The sequence below is a fragment of the Bradyrhizobium sp. USDA 4516 genome, from assembly GCF_054055915.1.
The window spans coordinates 6,520,027-6,536,243 of sequence record NZ_JBSRXT010000001.1; the positions used below are offsets into that span (position 1 = coordinate 6,520,027).

Below are 16,217 nucleotides of genomic sequence, written 5' to 3' on the forward strand. Positions count from 1 at the left end.
GGCCGTGAGCAAGACGGGTGGGAGCAGGTGCTCCCACCCGGCACCATTCGCGAGCGGCTTACTTGGCCTTGACCGAATAGACCGGTGTCCAACTCGCCGGAGCCAGCACGAGGTCCATCTGCAATTTCGGTACGGTGGTCTTGTCGATGACAGCGGCGATCGGCTGGACAAGGCTCATGACCGGCTTCTTCTCGATGAGACGCACTGCCTGATCGATCGCGACGGCGCCTTCTCCGACCGGATACTGGGTTGCGAAGGCGAGGATGTCGCCGCGGTTGAGCGCGTCAAGCATGGCCTGGTTTTCGTAAGACGATACGATCTTCAGGTCGCTTCGGCCGGCCTCGGCAACGGCGCCGATGGCGGCTTCAGCGGTGGGGGCGGTGCCCCAGATCACGTTCATGCCGGGATAGGCCTGCAAGGCGTCCTGAATGAGCTGAAGCTGCACGGCGACGCCGGAGTCGCCGAATTTCTCGGCCAGAATCTCGGCGTTCGGGTTCTTGGCAACGGCCTTCTTGAAGCCTTCGTTGAACGACTCCGCCCAGCCAGAGCCGGCCGGACCGGGGAACGTCACGATGTTGAGCTTGTCGTCGGGCTTGGATTGCGCCAGCAGGCCGGCGCCGGTGACTTCGCCCATGGCGACGAAGTCGACGTAGTTGGCCGCGGGCAGCGCGTTCGGCGGCAGCGGGTTGGTGACACCGACGACCGGCACGCCCTTGGCCTTGGCTTCCTCGAACTTCTTGCTGAGGCCTGCGCCGGAGATGGCGCCGACGATGATGGCGTCCGGTGCGCTGGCCATGCAGTCATCGAATTGCGACAGCTGTTTCGGCAGGTTCTCGTAACCTCCGGCCTCGTAGAGGTTCATGTTGACGTTCATCGCCTCGGCCTGTTTGACGATGCCATAGGCGACGGCGACCCAGAAACTGTCCTTCATGTGCGGAAACAGCACGCAGAGCCTGTACGGCTTCTCGGCATTCGGCAGCGGCGTGTACTCGGCCGGCTTCGGTGTGCCGGACGACGCGTCGTAGACCTTCATCGGAAACCACGGCGTCTCGGCCGCGGCCGGCGCGACCGCAGCGGCAAGGGCGAGGCCGGCGGCAAGGCCGAGCGCGGGGCGGATCGGCCAAACTCGATTGGGGGAAAGGCACGTCGTACTCGTCATAGCACAATCCTCATGGCTCGAATGAAAGTGGAGGGGCGGTGTCGGATCCAGTTTTTCGTGAACGCTCTGTGCGGTCTGCCGACGTCGCGGCCGGCGATGGCATTCAGCCTGCTTTCCACGTTGCGACCGAGCGCCGCTCAAACACCTCGCGGAACTGGCGCGTGGATTCGGGAAGCAAGGCACCGGTGCCCCAATCGAGGATCACCGCGTGCTTGCGGATCGCGTCGAGCGCGTCGATTGCTCCGCTGCGATAGCGTTGCGCCACCAGCTCCGGATCGAGCCGGACATTGGCGACACGCTCGGAGCGGATCTTCGCACGGAGCGCCTCGGTCGCGACCTTGTCGACCTCGTAGTTACAGAGCTCGGCGTCGATGGTGTGCACCACGACGCCATAGTCCTTGGCGGCACGCTCGACCGAGACATAGTCGTCCTTGATATCCTCGACGACGAGGTTCGGATCGCGCTCCAGCGGATCGCCAAATCCGCCGCCGCCGGCGGTCGGACGCGAGAAAGTGTCGCCTTCGCCGATCGGGACGTCCGAGAAGATCGAGCCGAGCCGCTCCGCGGCCGTGCTGCCGGCGCGCTTCAGGGTCAGGCCGTGCGGCATCGACGGCAGGCCGCCCTCGATGCCCCACACGATCGCGCGCTCGCGGTCGCAGATATAGGAGATCACGGTTTTCTCGGCCTGCAGCATCCGCGACGTCTTCACCACGCCGGCGCCGCCGCGCCACTTGCCGGGGCCGGGCGAGTCCTTGAGGATCTCGCATTCGGTGGTCAGGATCGGGTTGGCGCGCTCCTGGCCTTCGACCGGCTGCGACATCAAGCCGGTGCCGAAGCAGGCGGTTGTGACATTGCTGCCATCCTTGCCGTTGCGCCCGCCCCAGCCGCCGGGCAGCCAGTCATAGAACATGAAGATCGGCTTGTCGGAGCTGCGGGCATCGAGCCCGCCGGTGAGCAGATATTCGAGATTGAACGCGCAAGCGAGCGCGCGCTCCGGCATCAGCTTCGACCACATTTCGTAGATCGAGTTCATGATCTTCTCGAACGGCATCAGAAAGCCGGTGACCGCGATCGGCCATTTGGCGTCGACGATCGATCCTTCGGGGGCGATGATCTCGAAGCAGCGGTAGAAACCGGAATTGAGTGGCAGGTCGGGGAAGAAAGTCTTCATGCCGGCGGCGACGGCAGAGAAGGTTGCACCGAACGCCGAATTGTAGATCGAGCCGATGGTCGGATGGCTGCCGGTGAAGTCGTAGATTGCGCGATCGCCCTTGATCGTCATCTTGATGCGGATCGGGATCATGCCTTCGCCGCCGGCCGGATCGCGGTCGATGAAGTCGACGGTTTCCCATTCGCCGTCGGGGAGCGCCGCGATGCGCTGGCGCGCCGAACGCTCCACATAGTCCTGGACGGCGGCAAGCCCGGTCTCGACGGTATCACGGCCATATTTGCCGACCAGGCGCAGGATCTCCCGTTCGCAGACGGCGGTGGCTTCGGCCTGTGCCTGGATGTCGCCGATGATCGAGGCCGGATCGCGCGTATTCGACGCGATCAGATGCGCGACGTCCTTGCGCAGGCCGTTCTTGTCGAACAGCCGGACTGGCGTGATGCGCAGGCCCTCGCGGAACATCTCGCGGGCGGCGACGTCGAACGATCCCGGCACGCTGCCGCCGACGTCGGACCAGTGTCCGTTGGACTGGCTGAAAGCGATGATCTTGCCGTCGGCGAAGATCGGACGGATCAGCCGCACGTCGGAGAAGTGCGTGCCGCCGGCATAGGGATCGTTGATGGCGAAAACGTCGCCCTCATGCATGTCGCCTTCGAAATGGCGCATGACATCCTTGCAGGTGAAATGCAGCGTGCCGACGTGGACGGCAATATCCTGGTTGCCCTGCGCCGCGCATTCACCGTTGGCGTCGTGCAGCGCGCTCGAGAAGTCGCGATTGTAGATGACGAAGGAGTAGCAGGTCCTCAGAGTCTGACTCATAAATCACCCAACCTTAGCTGCAGCCGCGAGTCTGCGGGTCAGGAGCCTGATGTGTGCAATCAGCAGCCAGGCAGCTTCGGTTGCCACCGTCGCCTCGAAGTCCTTGGCGAGGCGGCGGCATCTGCCGAACCAAGCGAATGTGCGTTCAACCACCCACCGCCTCGGCAGAAGCTGGAAGCCTTTGACGCCTTGAGGCCGCTCGACGATCTCGACAGTCCATGGACCGCAGTCTGAGAGCGCGTCGAGGAGTTGATTTCCGCGGTAGATCCGGTCGGCAAAGACGTGGCGCAGCCGGGGGAAGTTCATCCGCACGTTCTTCAGCAGCGGTACGGCGCCATGGCAGTCCTGAACGTTGGCCGGATGAACATGAACCCCAAGGAGGAGGCCATTGGTATCCGTCACGATATGCCGCTTGCGGCCGTAGATGCGCTTGCCTGCATCGTAGCCGCGCGGTCCGCCAGCTTGCGTGGTTGGCGCACTTTGACTGTCGATCACGGCTGCCGTCGGCTTCGGTGTCCGTCCAAGCTTTTTTCGCGCCCGTCGGACAAGCACGCTGACAATCCTCTGCCACCGGCCTGTATCCCGCCATCTATAAAAATAGCCCTGCACCGTCGAATAGGGCGGGAACTCCTGCGGCAACGCCCGCCACTGGCAGCCGGTCGAAACGATATAGAGGATCGCTTCGATCACACGACGCAGCTCCGTCTTACGCGGCCGGCCGCGCCGGTTCGCTCGCGGCAACAGGCGTCTGATCACCGCCCACTCCGCATCGGTCATATCGCTTGCATAACGCAGATCGTCCCGCCGATATTGCTCCCGAGTGATCTTGGTCCAGGGCATCGTGCTCTCCCTCGAATCTTTGCAAATCCGATGGAATCACACCCCACTGAGATCACTCACCCATTTTTCAGTCAGGCTCTCAGGACCTGCTCGCCCATCTGGTCGACGCTGGTGATGAAGGAGTTCTTCAAAACCTCGAAGGTCACGGGGTCGAGCGGGAGAGCTCCGGCCATGGTTTACTCCTTCACGCGGATGATGATGTTGAGATATCTGTCGACCTCGGCGGCGGCGCCGGGCGGAACGACGGTGGTGGCATCGACCTGCTCGATGATCGCGGGGCCTTGAAAGGAGAAGCCGCAGGGCAGGTTGTCGCGCCGATAGACGGGTGTATCGAGCCCGCTGCCCTCGAACCAGACCCTGCGGCGGCTGACCGGCTCGGGGCTAGCGCCGGTCGGCTCGTGGACGGCAAACTCGGCCTTGGGGACCACGCCCACTGCCTTCAGATTGAGACGGAAGAAGCTGACCGGCGCGCTGTCGCGGCGGAAATTGTATTCGCGCTGATGCTCGGCATGGAAGCTCTGCACCAGATCGGCGATCGCGCCGATCGGCCGCGGCGCGTTGACGGCAAGCGAACGCCACTGGCCGCGATACATCATGTCGATCGAGCGCTGCAGCACGATGTCCTGCTGCGCGACGCCCTCATGGATCAACCGTGCGAGCGCAGCCTTCTCGAGCTCGGCGAACTGTGCCTCGATCTCGGTGGCGTCGGCCTCGGCGGCGTCGACCATGCAGCTCTGCGAAAAATCGTGCTGCATGTCGACGAGCAGGCAACCGAGCGCTGAGGTCACGCCGGGATTGAGCGGAACGATCACGACGGGAATCGCCAGCTCACGTGCGACGTCGACCCCATGCAGGGCACCGGCGCCGCCGAACGCCACCAGCGCAAAGTCGCGCGGATCGTAGCCGCGACTGATCGAGATCAGGCGCACCGCATCCGACATGTTGGCATTGGCGACCTTGACGATTGCATCTGCGGCTTCGTGCAGGCCGAGGCCGAACGGCTTGGCGACGCCGCCCTCGACTGCTTGCCGCGCCAGCTCGGGGTCGAGCTTGACCTTGCCGCCGGCGAGATCGGTGCCAAGCCGGCCGAGCGTCACATTGGCATCGGTGTTGGTCGGCTGCGTATTGCCGTTGCCATAGCAGGCCGGTCCCGGATAGGCGCCGGCCGATTGCGGGCCGTTGCGCAGCGAGCCGGCCGGATCGGTCCAGGCCAGCGAGCCGCCGCCGGCACCGATGGTGAGCACCTCGATCGATGCGAAGCGGATCGGATAGCCGAACTCGATGTGCCAGTCCTTGGTAATCCGCGACTGGCCCTCATAGGCGAGCGACACGTCGGTCGACGTGCCGCCCATGTCGAGGCCGATCGAATTGGGGAAACCGCAAAGACCGGCGATATGGCGGCTGGCTATGGCCCCGGCGGCGATGCCGGAGCCGGCAAGGCGCGCCGCGAAATCCTTCACGCTCGCCGGCGTCATCACGCCGCCGCCGGTGTGCAGCAGCAGAAGATCGCGGGTGTAGCCCTCGTCCGAGAGTCGTTCGCCGAGCCGGCTGGTGTAGTTGACGACGACCGGGCTCACCACGGCATTGGCGACCGTCGTCGAGAACCGCTCGTGCTCGAAGATTTCGGGAAGCACCTGCGAGGAGATCGAGACCGGAATATCGGGCATCTCGGCCAGCAGGATATCGCGCATGGCGCGCTCATTGGTGCCGTTGAGATAGGCGTTCATGAAGCACACCGCGACCGCGGCGACGCCGCGACGCTTGAGGATGCGTGCGACGCTGCGCGCAGCTTCGACGTCGAGCGGCTCGATCACCGCGCCGGCTGCATCGACGCGTTCAGGTACGGTGAGGCGGTCGCGCCGTGGCACATAGGGCCGGACCACGTCCTTGTAGGTGTCCCAGAGGTCTTCCTTGTTGGCGCGCCGGATCTCGATGACGTCGCGGAACCCCTTGGTCGTGACCACTGCGGTGCGCGGCAGGCGGCGCGTGATCAGCGCGTTGGTGGCAATCGTGGTGCCGTGCGAGAACAGCGCCACCTTGGACAGGTCGATGCCGGCCTTGGATACGCCGCCCATGATCCCTTCGATCGGATCGCGCGTGGAGGAGGTCTTCTCGATGCGCACGAGACCGGTCGTCTCGTCCATGATGCAGATGTCGGTGAAGGTGCCACCGACATCGACGGCCACACGAAGGTTCTGCGCCATGCCTCTTCCTTTCGAACGAGCGTTTCGCCGATCTTAGGCAGAGCGGCGGCCTTCGTTCTTGACGCTGAGCGCAGGAAGGTTTGTGCGAGAGAGCGAACCGTGCCGGTGCTCATACATGCCCAGGCCGGCGGCGGTGTGCCTAAAAATCCATCAGCAGGCCAGTCATCAGGAGTTGGCGGTGCGCGAAATCGCGCGCGCCTCGCTCGGGGTGCATCCGAACCGGCCGCGATAATTGCGGCTGAACTGCGCCTGGTCGGCAAAGCCCCATTGATAGGCGATTTCCGAAATGCTCTTGCGGCAGTTCGCATCGCGCAGCAGGGCGTCGCACATTGAAAGGCGCTGGTTGCGGATATAGGCGCAGACGGTCAGGCCTTCGCCCTCGAAGATCTGGTGCAAATAGCGCAGCGAGATGCCGCAGCCGTCGGCAATCATCTGCGGCGTGAGCCGCATGTCGTCGAGGCGGGCACGGATGAATTGCTCGCAACGCAGCAAATGGCCGTTGCGCACGGAGGACGAGTGACCGGTCAACACACGGTCGTCGGATTCAATGGCCATCGCAAGCAGCTCGATCAGGTGCTTGCCCATCATCGTGCGCGCCGTCTCGTCCATTTCCTCGATCCGTTCACCGGACAGGCGCAGCGTGTCGACGAACAGCGCGCCGACGCTGCGGCTGGCGTCGAATTGCAGCGTCGCGAGGCGCTCGGGCCGGGAAATGCGGGCGCGCAGCACCGCGCTCGGGATCTTCAGACACCACAGCGCCGTCGGATCCTGATGGCTGAACTCGTAGGGTAGGTGGCTGCGCTCGATCAGGAACGCGCCCGGGCGGCAATGCACCACCTTGCCGTCCTGCTCGAAACGGATTTCGGCGAGTTCGGGCACCGTGATCAGGAAGGATTCCTCCCGCTCGCTCAGGAGATGCCGCTCATGCCGCTTGTACAGCAGGCCATTGGCGATGTTGCGGGACACCGAGACAGGGCCCATCGACCAGGCGCCAAGGCGCGCATTGAAGTCGCGCGTGCTCGGGAAGCGCAGGTCGAGCGAGTAATAGGTCTTCGAGACGACCTCCTGCCAGTACTGGCGGCGGGTCTGCAACGGGATGTCGTTGGTCGTGTAGGTGACTTGCATGTCTCACTCCCGCCGCCGGCTGTGCCTCCGGTCGTCGTGTCCCCGGGCAAAGTTTGGCGAGGACAGCCGGACGGCGTCAAGTCGAATAAAACGGAAACTGATATTCTAGATTTCGATGGCCTCCTCGGCCTGATGTCGGTGGTCCATGCTGACCGGCGGCCGGGCCGGCCCGACGCCGGCAACCGCAAAGCGCATGAAATCGCGAAAAGCCATCGCAGCCTCCGATGGCTTGGTGTCGCGACGCCAGGCAAGACCGATGTCCATGCTGGGCACCTCGTCCTCGATGACGCGGGTCTCGATCCGCTGTCCTTCCAGCGACCAGGGCCGGTAGATCAGGTCGGACAGAATGGCGATCCCCATGCCGCCGGCGACCATGGAGCGGACGGCTTCGACCGAGGAGGTACGGAACACCGTCTTCGGTTCGAGTGAGGCGTTGTTCCAATAGCGCATCGAGGTGTGCTTGGCCTCGTCGACCGTGAGCATGACATAGGGATAGGTCGCGATGTCAGCGAGGTGGACCCGCTCGGCGCGGGTCAGGGGATGCTCGGGCGCAAGCCACAGCCGGCGCGGCGATCGCAGCAAGGTCTCGCTGGTGAGCATGGCGTTGTCGCGCAGGTTCGAGACCAGCATCACCGCGAGGTCGAGGGCACCATCGACGAGTGCGCGCTCGAGCACGTCGCGCGGCGCCTCGAACAGCTCGATCGTGATCCCGGGGAAACTCGCCTTGAAGCGCATCTGATGACGCGGCAGGAAGTAGCCCGACACGGTGTAGGTGACGCCGACGCGGATCGTCCCGAACAGGGGGCCGGCGGACATCTGCGTGTCGCGCACCGCCTCGGCGACGGCGGCGAGGATATGACGGCCCTGGGAGAGGAAGCGGCTGCCCTCCATGGTGACGGTTACGCCGTTCGGCGTGCGCTCCAGCAAGCGGGCGCAGACGGTGGCCTCGAGCTGCTGGATCGCCGCGGTGACCGCTGATTGCGAGACGTTGAGATCGATGGCCGCCTGGCTGATCCGCCCGGTCTCGGCGGCGGCGACGAAGTAGCGGATCTGTTTCAGAGAAACGGACATCGCGGTTGTTCCGATGTTTGCACAACTCATGAGCAGTGTTTCTCAGCCCGAATGTGTCCGCTGCAACTCTCGTGCCGCCCGGCGGACAGCGCGCCGTGGCACAGACCTCAGATGTGCGAGCGCGCAATCGACAGCCACAGGTTTAGACTTGACCATGCGCGAACGCTCCGGCGCCGGCGGCCGAGCTCCGTTGGCAGATGCGGCGGTCCCCTCGCGATTACGCCATGGCGCTGCGAAGCTTGCCCAGCAGCTCGGTCCGGCTCTTGCGTGCCGCAAGCGCCTGATCCATGTCGACCTTGACGAACTTCACCGGCGTGTTGGGCTGGAGCTGACCGATCAGATCCATGTCCGCGGCGATCACGGTGCCGACCATGAAGTAGCCGCCGCCGGATACGGCGTCGCGATGCAGCACGATCGGTTCGGTGCCGCCGGGAACCTGGATCGAGCCGTAGGGATAGCAGGCATCGGTGATGTTGGACGGATCGGAGCCGGCGCCGAACGGCGGTTCGCGCGGAACGAATTCGAGCGCCTTGCCACCCTTGAAGCGGTAGCCGATCCGGTCGGCTTCCGGCGCGACCTTCCAGGTGTCGGAGAAGAAGCCGTTGCCGGCGGCCTCGGTGATGCGGTGCCAATAGAGGCCGGGCATGGCGCGCAGCTCCGTCGGCATTCCCGCCGGTTGCCCGCGCAAATCGTTGGCGACGGTGCGGCCGTCCTTGACCGTCACGCTGGCACGGCCGACCGGCAATTCGTCGCCGGCCTCGAGCTTGCGGCCCTTGAAGCCGCCGAGCGCGCCGAGTGCGTAGGTCGATCGCGAGCCGAGCACCACGGGCACATCGATGCCACCGGCGACCGCGATGTAGCCGCGTGCGCCTCGCTTGAGGAAGTCGAAGGAGAGGATCTGGCCACGCTTCACTTTGAAGCTGGTCCAGGTCTCGCGCGGCTCGCCGTCGAGTTTCGGCGGCAGCTCCGCGCCGGTGACGGCGACCGTGGCGTCCTCGGTGAATTCGAGCTCGGGCCCCATGAACACCACCTCAAGCACGGCTGCGCCTGCATCATTGCCGACTAGCAGATTTGCGGCGACCAGCGCGTGACGGTCCATGCCGCCGGAGAGCGGGATGCCGATGTGATAATAGCCGGGACGTCCGAGGTCCTGGACGGTGGTCGCAAGACCCGGCTTCAAAACCCTAACGGCCATGGAGAACTCCATCGAGCTTGCTGTTGTAGCCATCAATGTCGCGGTTGAACTCGGTCAGCGAGAACGAGACGTCGCGGATCACGGGCGCAAACCGGCCGGCGTCGACGTCGGCGACCGCGGAGTCATAGGCTGCCCGGTCGATCGGTTTCCATTTCACGATGTCGCCCGGCTTGAACAGGCACATGAAGTCGCGCAAATAGCTGATGGTCTGGTTGGGATCGTAGATCGGCATCGGCGTGATGCCGAACATCTGGTAACCGCCGGCGCCGCGCACCGAATAGATGCAGCTGAAACAGCCGCCATGTCCGACGGTGAGCTTCGGCGTATCCGTGCGCGGGCGCAGATATTTCGGGGCCTGAAGCTGCCGCTTGCGCTCGACCATCTGGTAGAGGAAGGGCAGGCCGGCGACGAAGCCGACCATCGAGACGAACCAGGGCGCGCTAGAATGCGCCTTGATGAAGGCATCGACGCTGTCGAGGCCATTGATCCGCGCGGCGTATTCGAGGTCGGTGCCGTCAGGATCCTGGTGACGCTCGCGGAAGCGCATCAAGGTCTCATGGGTCCAGGGATCGTTGTAGAGCACGGGGATCTCGATGATCCGCGTCTTGATCACCGGTTCCGATTTCTCGGATGCGGAATCCAGCCGCTTCAGCTCGGCGAGGAGATCGTCGGGCTTGATCCGCTCTGGATCGAACTTGACCTGATAGGACGCGTTCGCCGGGCAGATCTCGGTGACACCCTTGATCCTGGCATCGCGCACCGCATTGGTGATGAACAGGCTCTTGAAAAAGGCCTCGAGCGACATCGCTTCGCCGACCTCGGCGAAAATGTGCTCATCGCCGCCGAAGGAAAATCGAGTTTGCATGCTAGCGGCCTCCTGTTGCTGACGGGGCGGATTCTCTCGCCATCATGAGGCGACCTTCGCGGCTGATGGCGGCTGAGCGGTGGCAAGCGTGGCGGCATGGGACTCAAGCCAGGATTCGAGCCATGCCGTATGGAAGCGCCCAGCCTGGACGTCGGCGTCGCGCGCCAGCGCCTGGTGTAGGGGCTTGGTCGTGAAAATGCCTTCGACGCTGAGCTCGGCGAGCGCGCGCTCGAGTTTCTTCATGGCGCTCGGCCGATCCTTGTCGTGCACGATCAGCTTGCCGAGCAGGCTGTCGTAGAAGGGCGGCACCGTGTATCCCTCATAGAGCATGCTGTCGAAGCGAACGCCGTCGCCGACGGGCAGGTTGAGCGCGCTCACCGTGCCCGGGTTGGGCAGGAAGTTTCTGGCGGGATCCTCGGCGTTGATACGGACCTCGATCGAATGGCCGCTGACGCACATCTCGTTCTGGCTGATGCGCAAACGTTCGCCGCCGGCGATCCGGATCATCTCGCGGACGAGGTCGATGCCGGTGATCATCTCCGTGACCGGATGCTCGACCTGGATGCGGGTGTTCATCTCCAGGAAGTAGAATTCACCGGTGGCGTCGTCGTAGAGATATTCGAGCGTGCCGGCGCCGCGATAATTGACCGCTCGGGCGAGTGCCACAGCCGAGGTGCAGAGCCTCTCCCGCACGGCCTGGGTGAGCGAGGGCGAGGGGGCTTCTTCCCAGACCTTCTGGCGGCGGCGCTGCAATGAGCATTCGCGTTCGAAGCAATGGATCACGTCGTGTCCGTCGCCGAGCACCTGCACCTCGATATGCCGCGCGCCTTCGATCAGCTTTTCGACGTAAAGCCCGCCGTCGCCAAAGGCCGCGAGTGCCTCGGCCTGTGCCTGCGGCATCAGATGCTGAAACTCCCCGGGGGACCGCGCGATGCGGATGCCGCGTCCGCCACCCCCGGCGGCGGCCTTGATCATCACTGGGAAGCCGGTCTTCTCGACCAGCGCGAAGGCCGCTTCGGCCGATTCCAGCCGCCCCTGGCTGCCAGGGACGGTCGGCACGCCGGCCGCGGCGGCGGCCTCGCGTGCCGCGACCTTGTCGCCCATCAGCCGGATCGATTGCGCGGTCGGGCCGACAAAGATCAATTCCGCCGCTTCGACTGCGGCGGCGAACTCGGCGTTCTCGGCCAGGAAGCCGTAGCCGGGATGGATAGCGTCGGCACCAGTGCCCCGCGCCGCGGCGAGGATGGCGGCCTGGTTGAGATAGGATTTCGACGCCTGCGGCGGACCGATATCGACCGCTTCGTCGGCGAGCCTGACCGCAAGCGAGGCCTGGTCGGCCTTGCTGTAGACCTGCACGGTTGCAATGCCGAGATCGCGCGCTGCGCGGATGATGCGCACCGCGATCTCGCCGCGATTGGCTATGAGGAGCTTCTTGATCGCCATGGCTGGTCGAAGAGCCCTAAACGTCGATTTCGGCGATCGGCTGGCCGGCCATCACGGCATCTTCATTCTCGGCCAGGAAGCGGACGATCTTGCCGGCGATGCCGGCTTTCACCTCGTTGAACGATTTCATCACCTCGATAAGCCCGATCGTGTCGCTCTCGGCGACGGCGTCGCCGTCGTTCTTGTAGACCGGCTTGTCGGGTGCGGGCTTGCGATAAAAGATGCCTGGGAGCGGCGAGAAGATCTGCTGCGTTGCCATTGTTTCCTCTTGAGAGTCTTTGGTTCGTTGCCGCGACGGTTCAGCGCGCGGTGAGATAGGGGCGCACCGCCTCGCGGACGGCTTCGGCGATGGCGACGGCGTTCGGCGTGTCGGAGTGGATGCAGATCGAATCGGAGCCGACCACGATGTCGTTTCCGGCCACAGTGCGCGTCTTGCCTTCATTGACCGCCCTTGCGCATCGGGTTGCGGCGTCGGCCGGATCCTTAGCCTCGTGCTCGCGGGTGATGATCAGGCTGCCGTCGGCATTGTAGTCGAGGTCGGCATAGTATTCGGCGACGAAGGCATGACCGCGCCGCTCGTAGACCTTCTGGTGCAACGTTCCCTTCATGCCGAGCAACGGCACCTTGTAGACGTCAGCGGCATCAGCCACGGCTTCGGCGATCTCCTCGTTGCGCGATGCCATGCCGTAAAGTGCGCCGTGCGGCTTGATGTGATTGAGCGCCATGCCTTCGGCATCCAGGAAGGCCTGGAGTGCGCCGATCTGATAGAGCAGGCAATTGGCCAGCTCCTCGCGGTCGATCTTCATCTCCCGGCGACCAAATCCCTGCAGATCGGGCAGCGACGGGTGCGCCCCGACCTTGACGCCAAATTGCTTGGCGAGCTGCACGGTCTTGCGCATGTGATTGAAGTCGGAGGCATGAAAGCCGCAGGCGACGTTCGCGACGTCGATATGAGGCATCAATGCCTTGTCGTCGCCCATCTTGTAGAGGCCGTAGGCCTCGCCCATGTCGCAGTTGATCACGACCATCTCCTGATTTCCTTCCAACTGGCTTTGCATATGACCGGCGAAGGCCGCCCCGGGTATGACTGGCGCACCCAGGGCGGCGCATTGCCGGGTTACTTGGACACCAGATAGTCGAGCGGGATCTTTTCCGAGATCGTCCACTGGTCGATCACCTGCGGCTTGCCGGCCTCGGTGTCGACGATCAGATAGCGACCCTGGTTCTGGTGGTGGATGTCCTTGGTGAAGGTGCGCGGCCCGAACAGCGTGGACTCGTTGTTCATCTTCTCGAGCTCGGCCACGACGGCTGCCGCATCGGTCGATTTGGCGCGTTCGACCGCCTTGGCCCAGACGTCGATCAGGACGTAACCCGGATAGACGTACTGGCTGGAGGGGTCACCGCCGGTGACCTCCTTGTACTTCTTGTTGAACTCGTTGACCTTCGGGTTCGGATCGTCGCCATAGACCGAGCCCTGCACCGGGACGTAGAAGTTCGAGAGGTCAGGAACGGCGTTCATCCAGTAGCTGCCGTCGACACCTGACCCGTTGAGGATCATCGACTTGATGCCGGCGGCGCGGATCTGCTTGATGGCGGAGACAGCGCCCGGCATCATCGTGCAGAGCATGATGGCGTCAGGCTCCTTCGGCAGGCTCTTGATGCGCGTGATCTGCGAAGCGATCGAGGCATCGTCGTTCTTGAAGGTGTCGCTGCCGACCAGCTTGGCCTCCTTGAGGCGCGGCAGCATCCAGTCGAAGCCGTCGCAGATGCCCTTGTTGTAGACGGTCCAGCTGTCGAGCAGCCGATAGAAGCTGCGCGCGTTCTTCTTGGTGTAAGCCCATTCGGACATGGTCGCTCCCTGCACCGGTGCCAGCACCGAGGCCGAGAACGAGAACGGGCCGACGCCGGGGATGCCGGCCTTGATCGATTCGGCGCAGAGGAAGAAGGAAACCTTGCCGGCAGCCTGCGCCTGCAGCGCCGCGGGCGCGCCGAAATCGTAGTCGCAGGAGACGATGACGAGGTCGGCACCCTGGTCGAGCACCGCAAGGCCGGCCTTGGCACCCTCGGCCTGATCGGTCTTGGTGTCGGCAAAGACGGGCTTGATCTTCTTGCCGAGCAGGCCGCCGGCCTTGTTGATCTCCTCGATCCGGATCAGCGCCGCGTCCTGCGCCGGCTTGTCATAGGCTTGCATAAATCCGGACGCCGCGGTCGCAAATCCAACAACGATCTCGTTGGCTGCCCGGGCAGGCGTGAACCAGAGCGCGGATGCTCCGGCCAAGATGCTGAGTAATGTCGTAAAGCGCATATCCCCACTCCTCCAATTGTACAACAAGCGTCAGTGCAGTTCCTTCAGCGCGGTCTGGACCGGTGGCGTCAGGCGGCGCTGCAACGGCCATCGACGCCAGGAGAATTCCTGGTTGCGGGTCAGTCCCGTCGGCAAGTACATCAGGATCGCGATGGTGATGATGCCGATCGCGATTTCCTGGACACCGTTCGGCAGGCCGACGGTGTGACCGCCGAGGCTGATGCCCTTCTCGAGATTGCGGAACAGCTCGATCAACACGGAGATCGCGACCACGCCCGAGACGGCTCCGCTGAGGCTGTACATGCCGCCGACCACCAGCATCGACAGCGTGATGAACGTCGTCCGCAGATAGAATGCGCCGGGATTGACGATGCTCAGGAAATGCGCGTAGAGCGCGCCGGCGAGCCCGATGATGAAGGCGCTGACGACGAAGGCGATCAGCCGTTCGCGGACGATGTCGATGCCGGAGGCGCTGGCCGCGACCGCTTCGTCTCGCGTGGCGCGAAGTGCCAGTCCGGAGCGCGAAATCGAGTAGAGATAGGCGATCGCGATGGCCACGGCGCCGCCGATCCATCCGGTCCAGACATTCATGGTGGGCGGAATGCCGACGATCGAACCCTGTCCGCCCGTCACCGAATCCCAGTTCGAATAGACATTGTTGATGACGCCGAGCAGGCCGAAGGTCGCGATCGAGGCGGCGATGCCCGAAAGGCGCATGATGACGCGCCCGACGATCAGCGCGAACAGTGCCGCAATCAATCCGGATATCGGCGTCGCCACCCACATCGGCAGTTGGGTGTGGAGCAGCCACGCCGGCAATCCCTTGAGCGTGATCGACTTCATCACCGGCGGAATCGTGAGCCAGGCGGTCATGTAGGCGCCGAGGCACATGAAGCTGATATGGCCGAACGACAGCAGGCCCGAATTGCCGACGAAGACGTAGAGCCCGACCACCACCATGATGTTGATGAACATCTCGACCACGGTGCGGTTGAAGGCCCGGCTGCCGAATTGATAGGAGAGGGCCGCCATGATGAGCAGCGCCACGATCAGCACGATCGGCGTGATGATCGTTTGCCGGATGACGGACGGCCGCTGCGACATCGATCAGACCCTCTGCTTGGCGGATTTCGGTGCGAACAGGCCCTGCGGCCGCACCAGAAGGACGACGATGACGGCGCCGTAGACGAAGGCGTCGCGGAATACCCTGGCGTCGTGTGGCAGGGTCGCCTGGAACACGACGCTGGCCGCACCGATCAGGAAGCCGGCGGCAACGGCGCCGGGAATGCTGCCGAGGCCGCCGATCACGGTCGCGATGAACGCGATCAGCATCACATTGGCGCCCATGCCGATGTCGGCGGTGCCGGAATTGGTCGCCAGGATCAGGCCGATCGCCGCCGCCAGCATGCCGCTGATGGCGAAGGCCAGCAGGATCACGCCGTTGGCGCGGACCCCGAGCATGCGCGCCATGGTGAAATTGTCGGCGGCGGCGCGCATCTCGAGCCCGTAGCGCGTGCGCTTGAGGAACAGGACGAGGACCACCAGCACGGCCAGCGTGATGATGATGGTCACGACCTGGAGCATCGGGATGTGAGCGCCGAGGAATTCGACCGGCAGGCCAAGGCTCGGCCACAGCGTGATCGACTTCGGCCGGCTCGAAAACAGCATCAGCAGGAGATGCCGGATCACGAAGCCGAGCGCGAAGGATGCGATCATCATCGTCGCCGGATTGGCATTGCGGAAGCGGCGGAAGACGACGATCTCCGACAGGATCGACAGCGCGGCGCCGATCAAGAGCAGCAGCGGGATCAGCAGATAGAACGGTAGCTGCCCGGCAAAGACGATCGCCGCCGCATCGATCGACGGCCACAGCATGGCGAAGACGCAAAACGCGATGAAATCGCCGTGCGCGAAGTTGACGAGCCGCATCACGCCGAAGATCAGGGCGATACCGAGCGCGCCAAGGGCGTAGAGGCTGCCGAGGCTGAGGGCATCGAAGATGATCTGGAGCAACTCGCGCATC

The 16,217-nt window shown here is 64.1% G+C and carries 14 protein-coding genes; all 14 read right to left on the minus strand.

What is annotated here, in order from left to right:
* Positions 1-58: 58 nt before the first annotated feature.
* The 14 genes from torT to ACVI1L_RS29635 all read right to left on the minus strand — a co-directional run bounded on the left by torT (position 59) and on the right by ACVI1L_RS29635 (position 16,216).
* Entirely contained in the window at positions 59-1,159 is a 1,101-nt protein-coding gene (gene torT, locus ACVI1L_RS29570; RefSeq protein ID WP_456784518.1) for a TMAO reductase system periplasmic protein TorT, read from the minus strand.
* Positions 1,160-1,262: 103 nt separating this feature from the next.
* Positions 1,263-3,146: a hydantoinase B/oxoprolinase family protein gene (locus tag ACVI1L_RS29575; protein ID WP_456784519.1), complete on the minus strand. Its 1,884-nt coding sequence runs from the start codon at positions 3,144-3,146 to the stop codon at positions 1,263-1,265.
* A gap of 3 nt (positions 3,147-3,149) precedes the next feature.
* Entirely contained in the window at positions 3,150-3,986 is an 837-nt protein-coding gene (locus ACVI1L_RS29580) for an IS5 family transposase (protein WP_076824982.1), read from the minus strand.
* Positions 3,987-4,162: 176 nt separating this feature from the next.
* Positions 4,163-6,190, minus strand: a complete 2,028-nt coding sequence (locus tag ACVI1L_RS29585; RefSeq protein ID WP_076826273.1) for a hydantoinase/oxoprolinase family protein — start codon at positions 6,188-6,190, stop codon at positions 4,163-4,165.
* A gap of 165 nt (positions 6,191-6,355) precedes the next feature.
* Positions 6,356-7,315: an AraC-like ligand-binding domain-containing protein gene (locus ACVI1L_RS29590; protein ID WP_057017110.1), complete on the minus strand. Its 960-nt coding sequence runs from the start codon at positions 7,313-7,315 to the stop codon at positions 6,356-6,358.
* 105 nt (positions 7,316-7,420) lie between these two features.
* Positions 7,421-8,386: a LysR family transcriptional regulator gene (locus ACVI1L_RS29595; RefSeq protein ID WP_057017111.1), complete on the minus strand. Its 966-nt coding sequence runs from the start codon at positions 8,384-8,386 to the stop codon at positions 7,421-7,423.
* Positions 8,387-8,603: 217 nt separating this feature from the next.
* Positions 8,604-9,581, minus strand: coding sequence for a 5-oxoprolinase subunit C family protein (locus tag ACVI1L_RS29600; RefSeq protein ID WP_456784520.1), 978 nt, complete (start codon positions 9,579-9,581; stop codon positions 8,604-8,606).
* Positions 9,571-10,446 carry a 5-oxoprolinase subunit B family protein gene (locus ACVI1L_RS29605; RefSeq protein WP_456784521.1) on the minus strand — a complete coding sequence of 292 codons (876 nt, stop codon included), beginning with the start codon at positions 10,444-10,446 and terminating at the stop codon, positions 9,571-9,573. The genes ACVI1L_RS29600 and ACVI1L_RS29605 overlap by 11 nt, the downstream gene beginning before the upstream one ends.
* A gap of 42 nt (positions 10,447-10,488) precedes the next feature.
* The gene (locus ACVI1L_RS29610; RefSeq protein WP_456784522.1) at positions 10,489-11,889 is read right to left on the minus strand and encodes an acetyl-CoA carboxylase biotin carboxylase subunit; all 1,401 of its coding nucleotides are present in this window, start codon (positions 11,887-11,889) and stop codon (positions 10,489-10,491) included.
* A gap of 16 nt (positions 11,890-11,905) precedes the next feature.
* Positions 11,906-12,148 carry an acetyl-CoA carboxylase gene (locus ACVI1L_RS29615; protein WP_018270951.1) on the minus strand — a complete coding sequence of 81 codons (243 nt, stop codon included), beginning with the start codon at positions 12,146-12,148 and terminating at the stop codon, positions 11,906-11,908.
* A 40-nt stretch (positions 12,149-12,188) separates the two neighbouring features.
* Entirely contained in the window at positions 12,189-12,917 is a 729-nt protein-coding gene (gene pxpA / locus ACVI1L_RS29620) for a 5-oxoprolinase subunit PxpA (RefSeq protein ID WP_456784523.1), read from the minus strand.
* Between the two features lie 89 nt (positions 12,918-13,006).
* Positions 13,007-14,194: an ABC transporter substrate-binding protein gene (locus ACVI1L_RS29625; protein WP_028345052.1), complete on the minus strand. Its 1,188-nt coding sequence runs from the start codon at positions 14,192-14,194 to the stop codon at positions 13,007-13,009.
* A gap of 30 nt (positions 14,195-14,224) precedes the next feature.
* Positions 14,225-15,298, minus strand: coding sequence for a branched-chain amino acid ABC transporter permease (locus ACVI1L_RS29630; protein WP_092084513.1), 1,074 nt, complete (start codon positions 15,296-15,298; stop codon positions 14,225-14,227).
* A gap of 3 nt (positions 15,299-15,301) precedes the next feature.
* Entirely contained in the window at positions 15,302-16,216 is a 915-nt protein-coding gene (locus tag ACVI1L_RS29635) for a branched-chain amino acid ABC transporter permease (protein ID WP_057017115.1), read from the minus strand.
* Position 16,217: the final 1 nt, after the last annotated feature.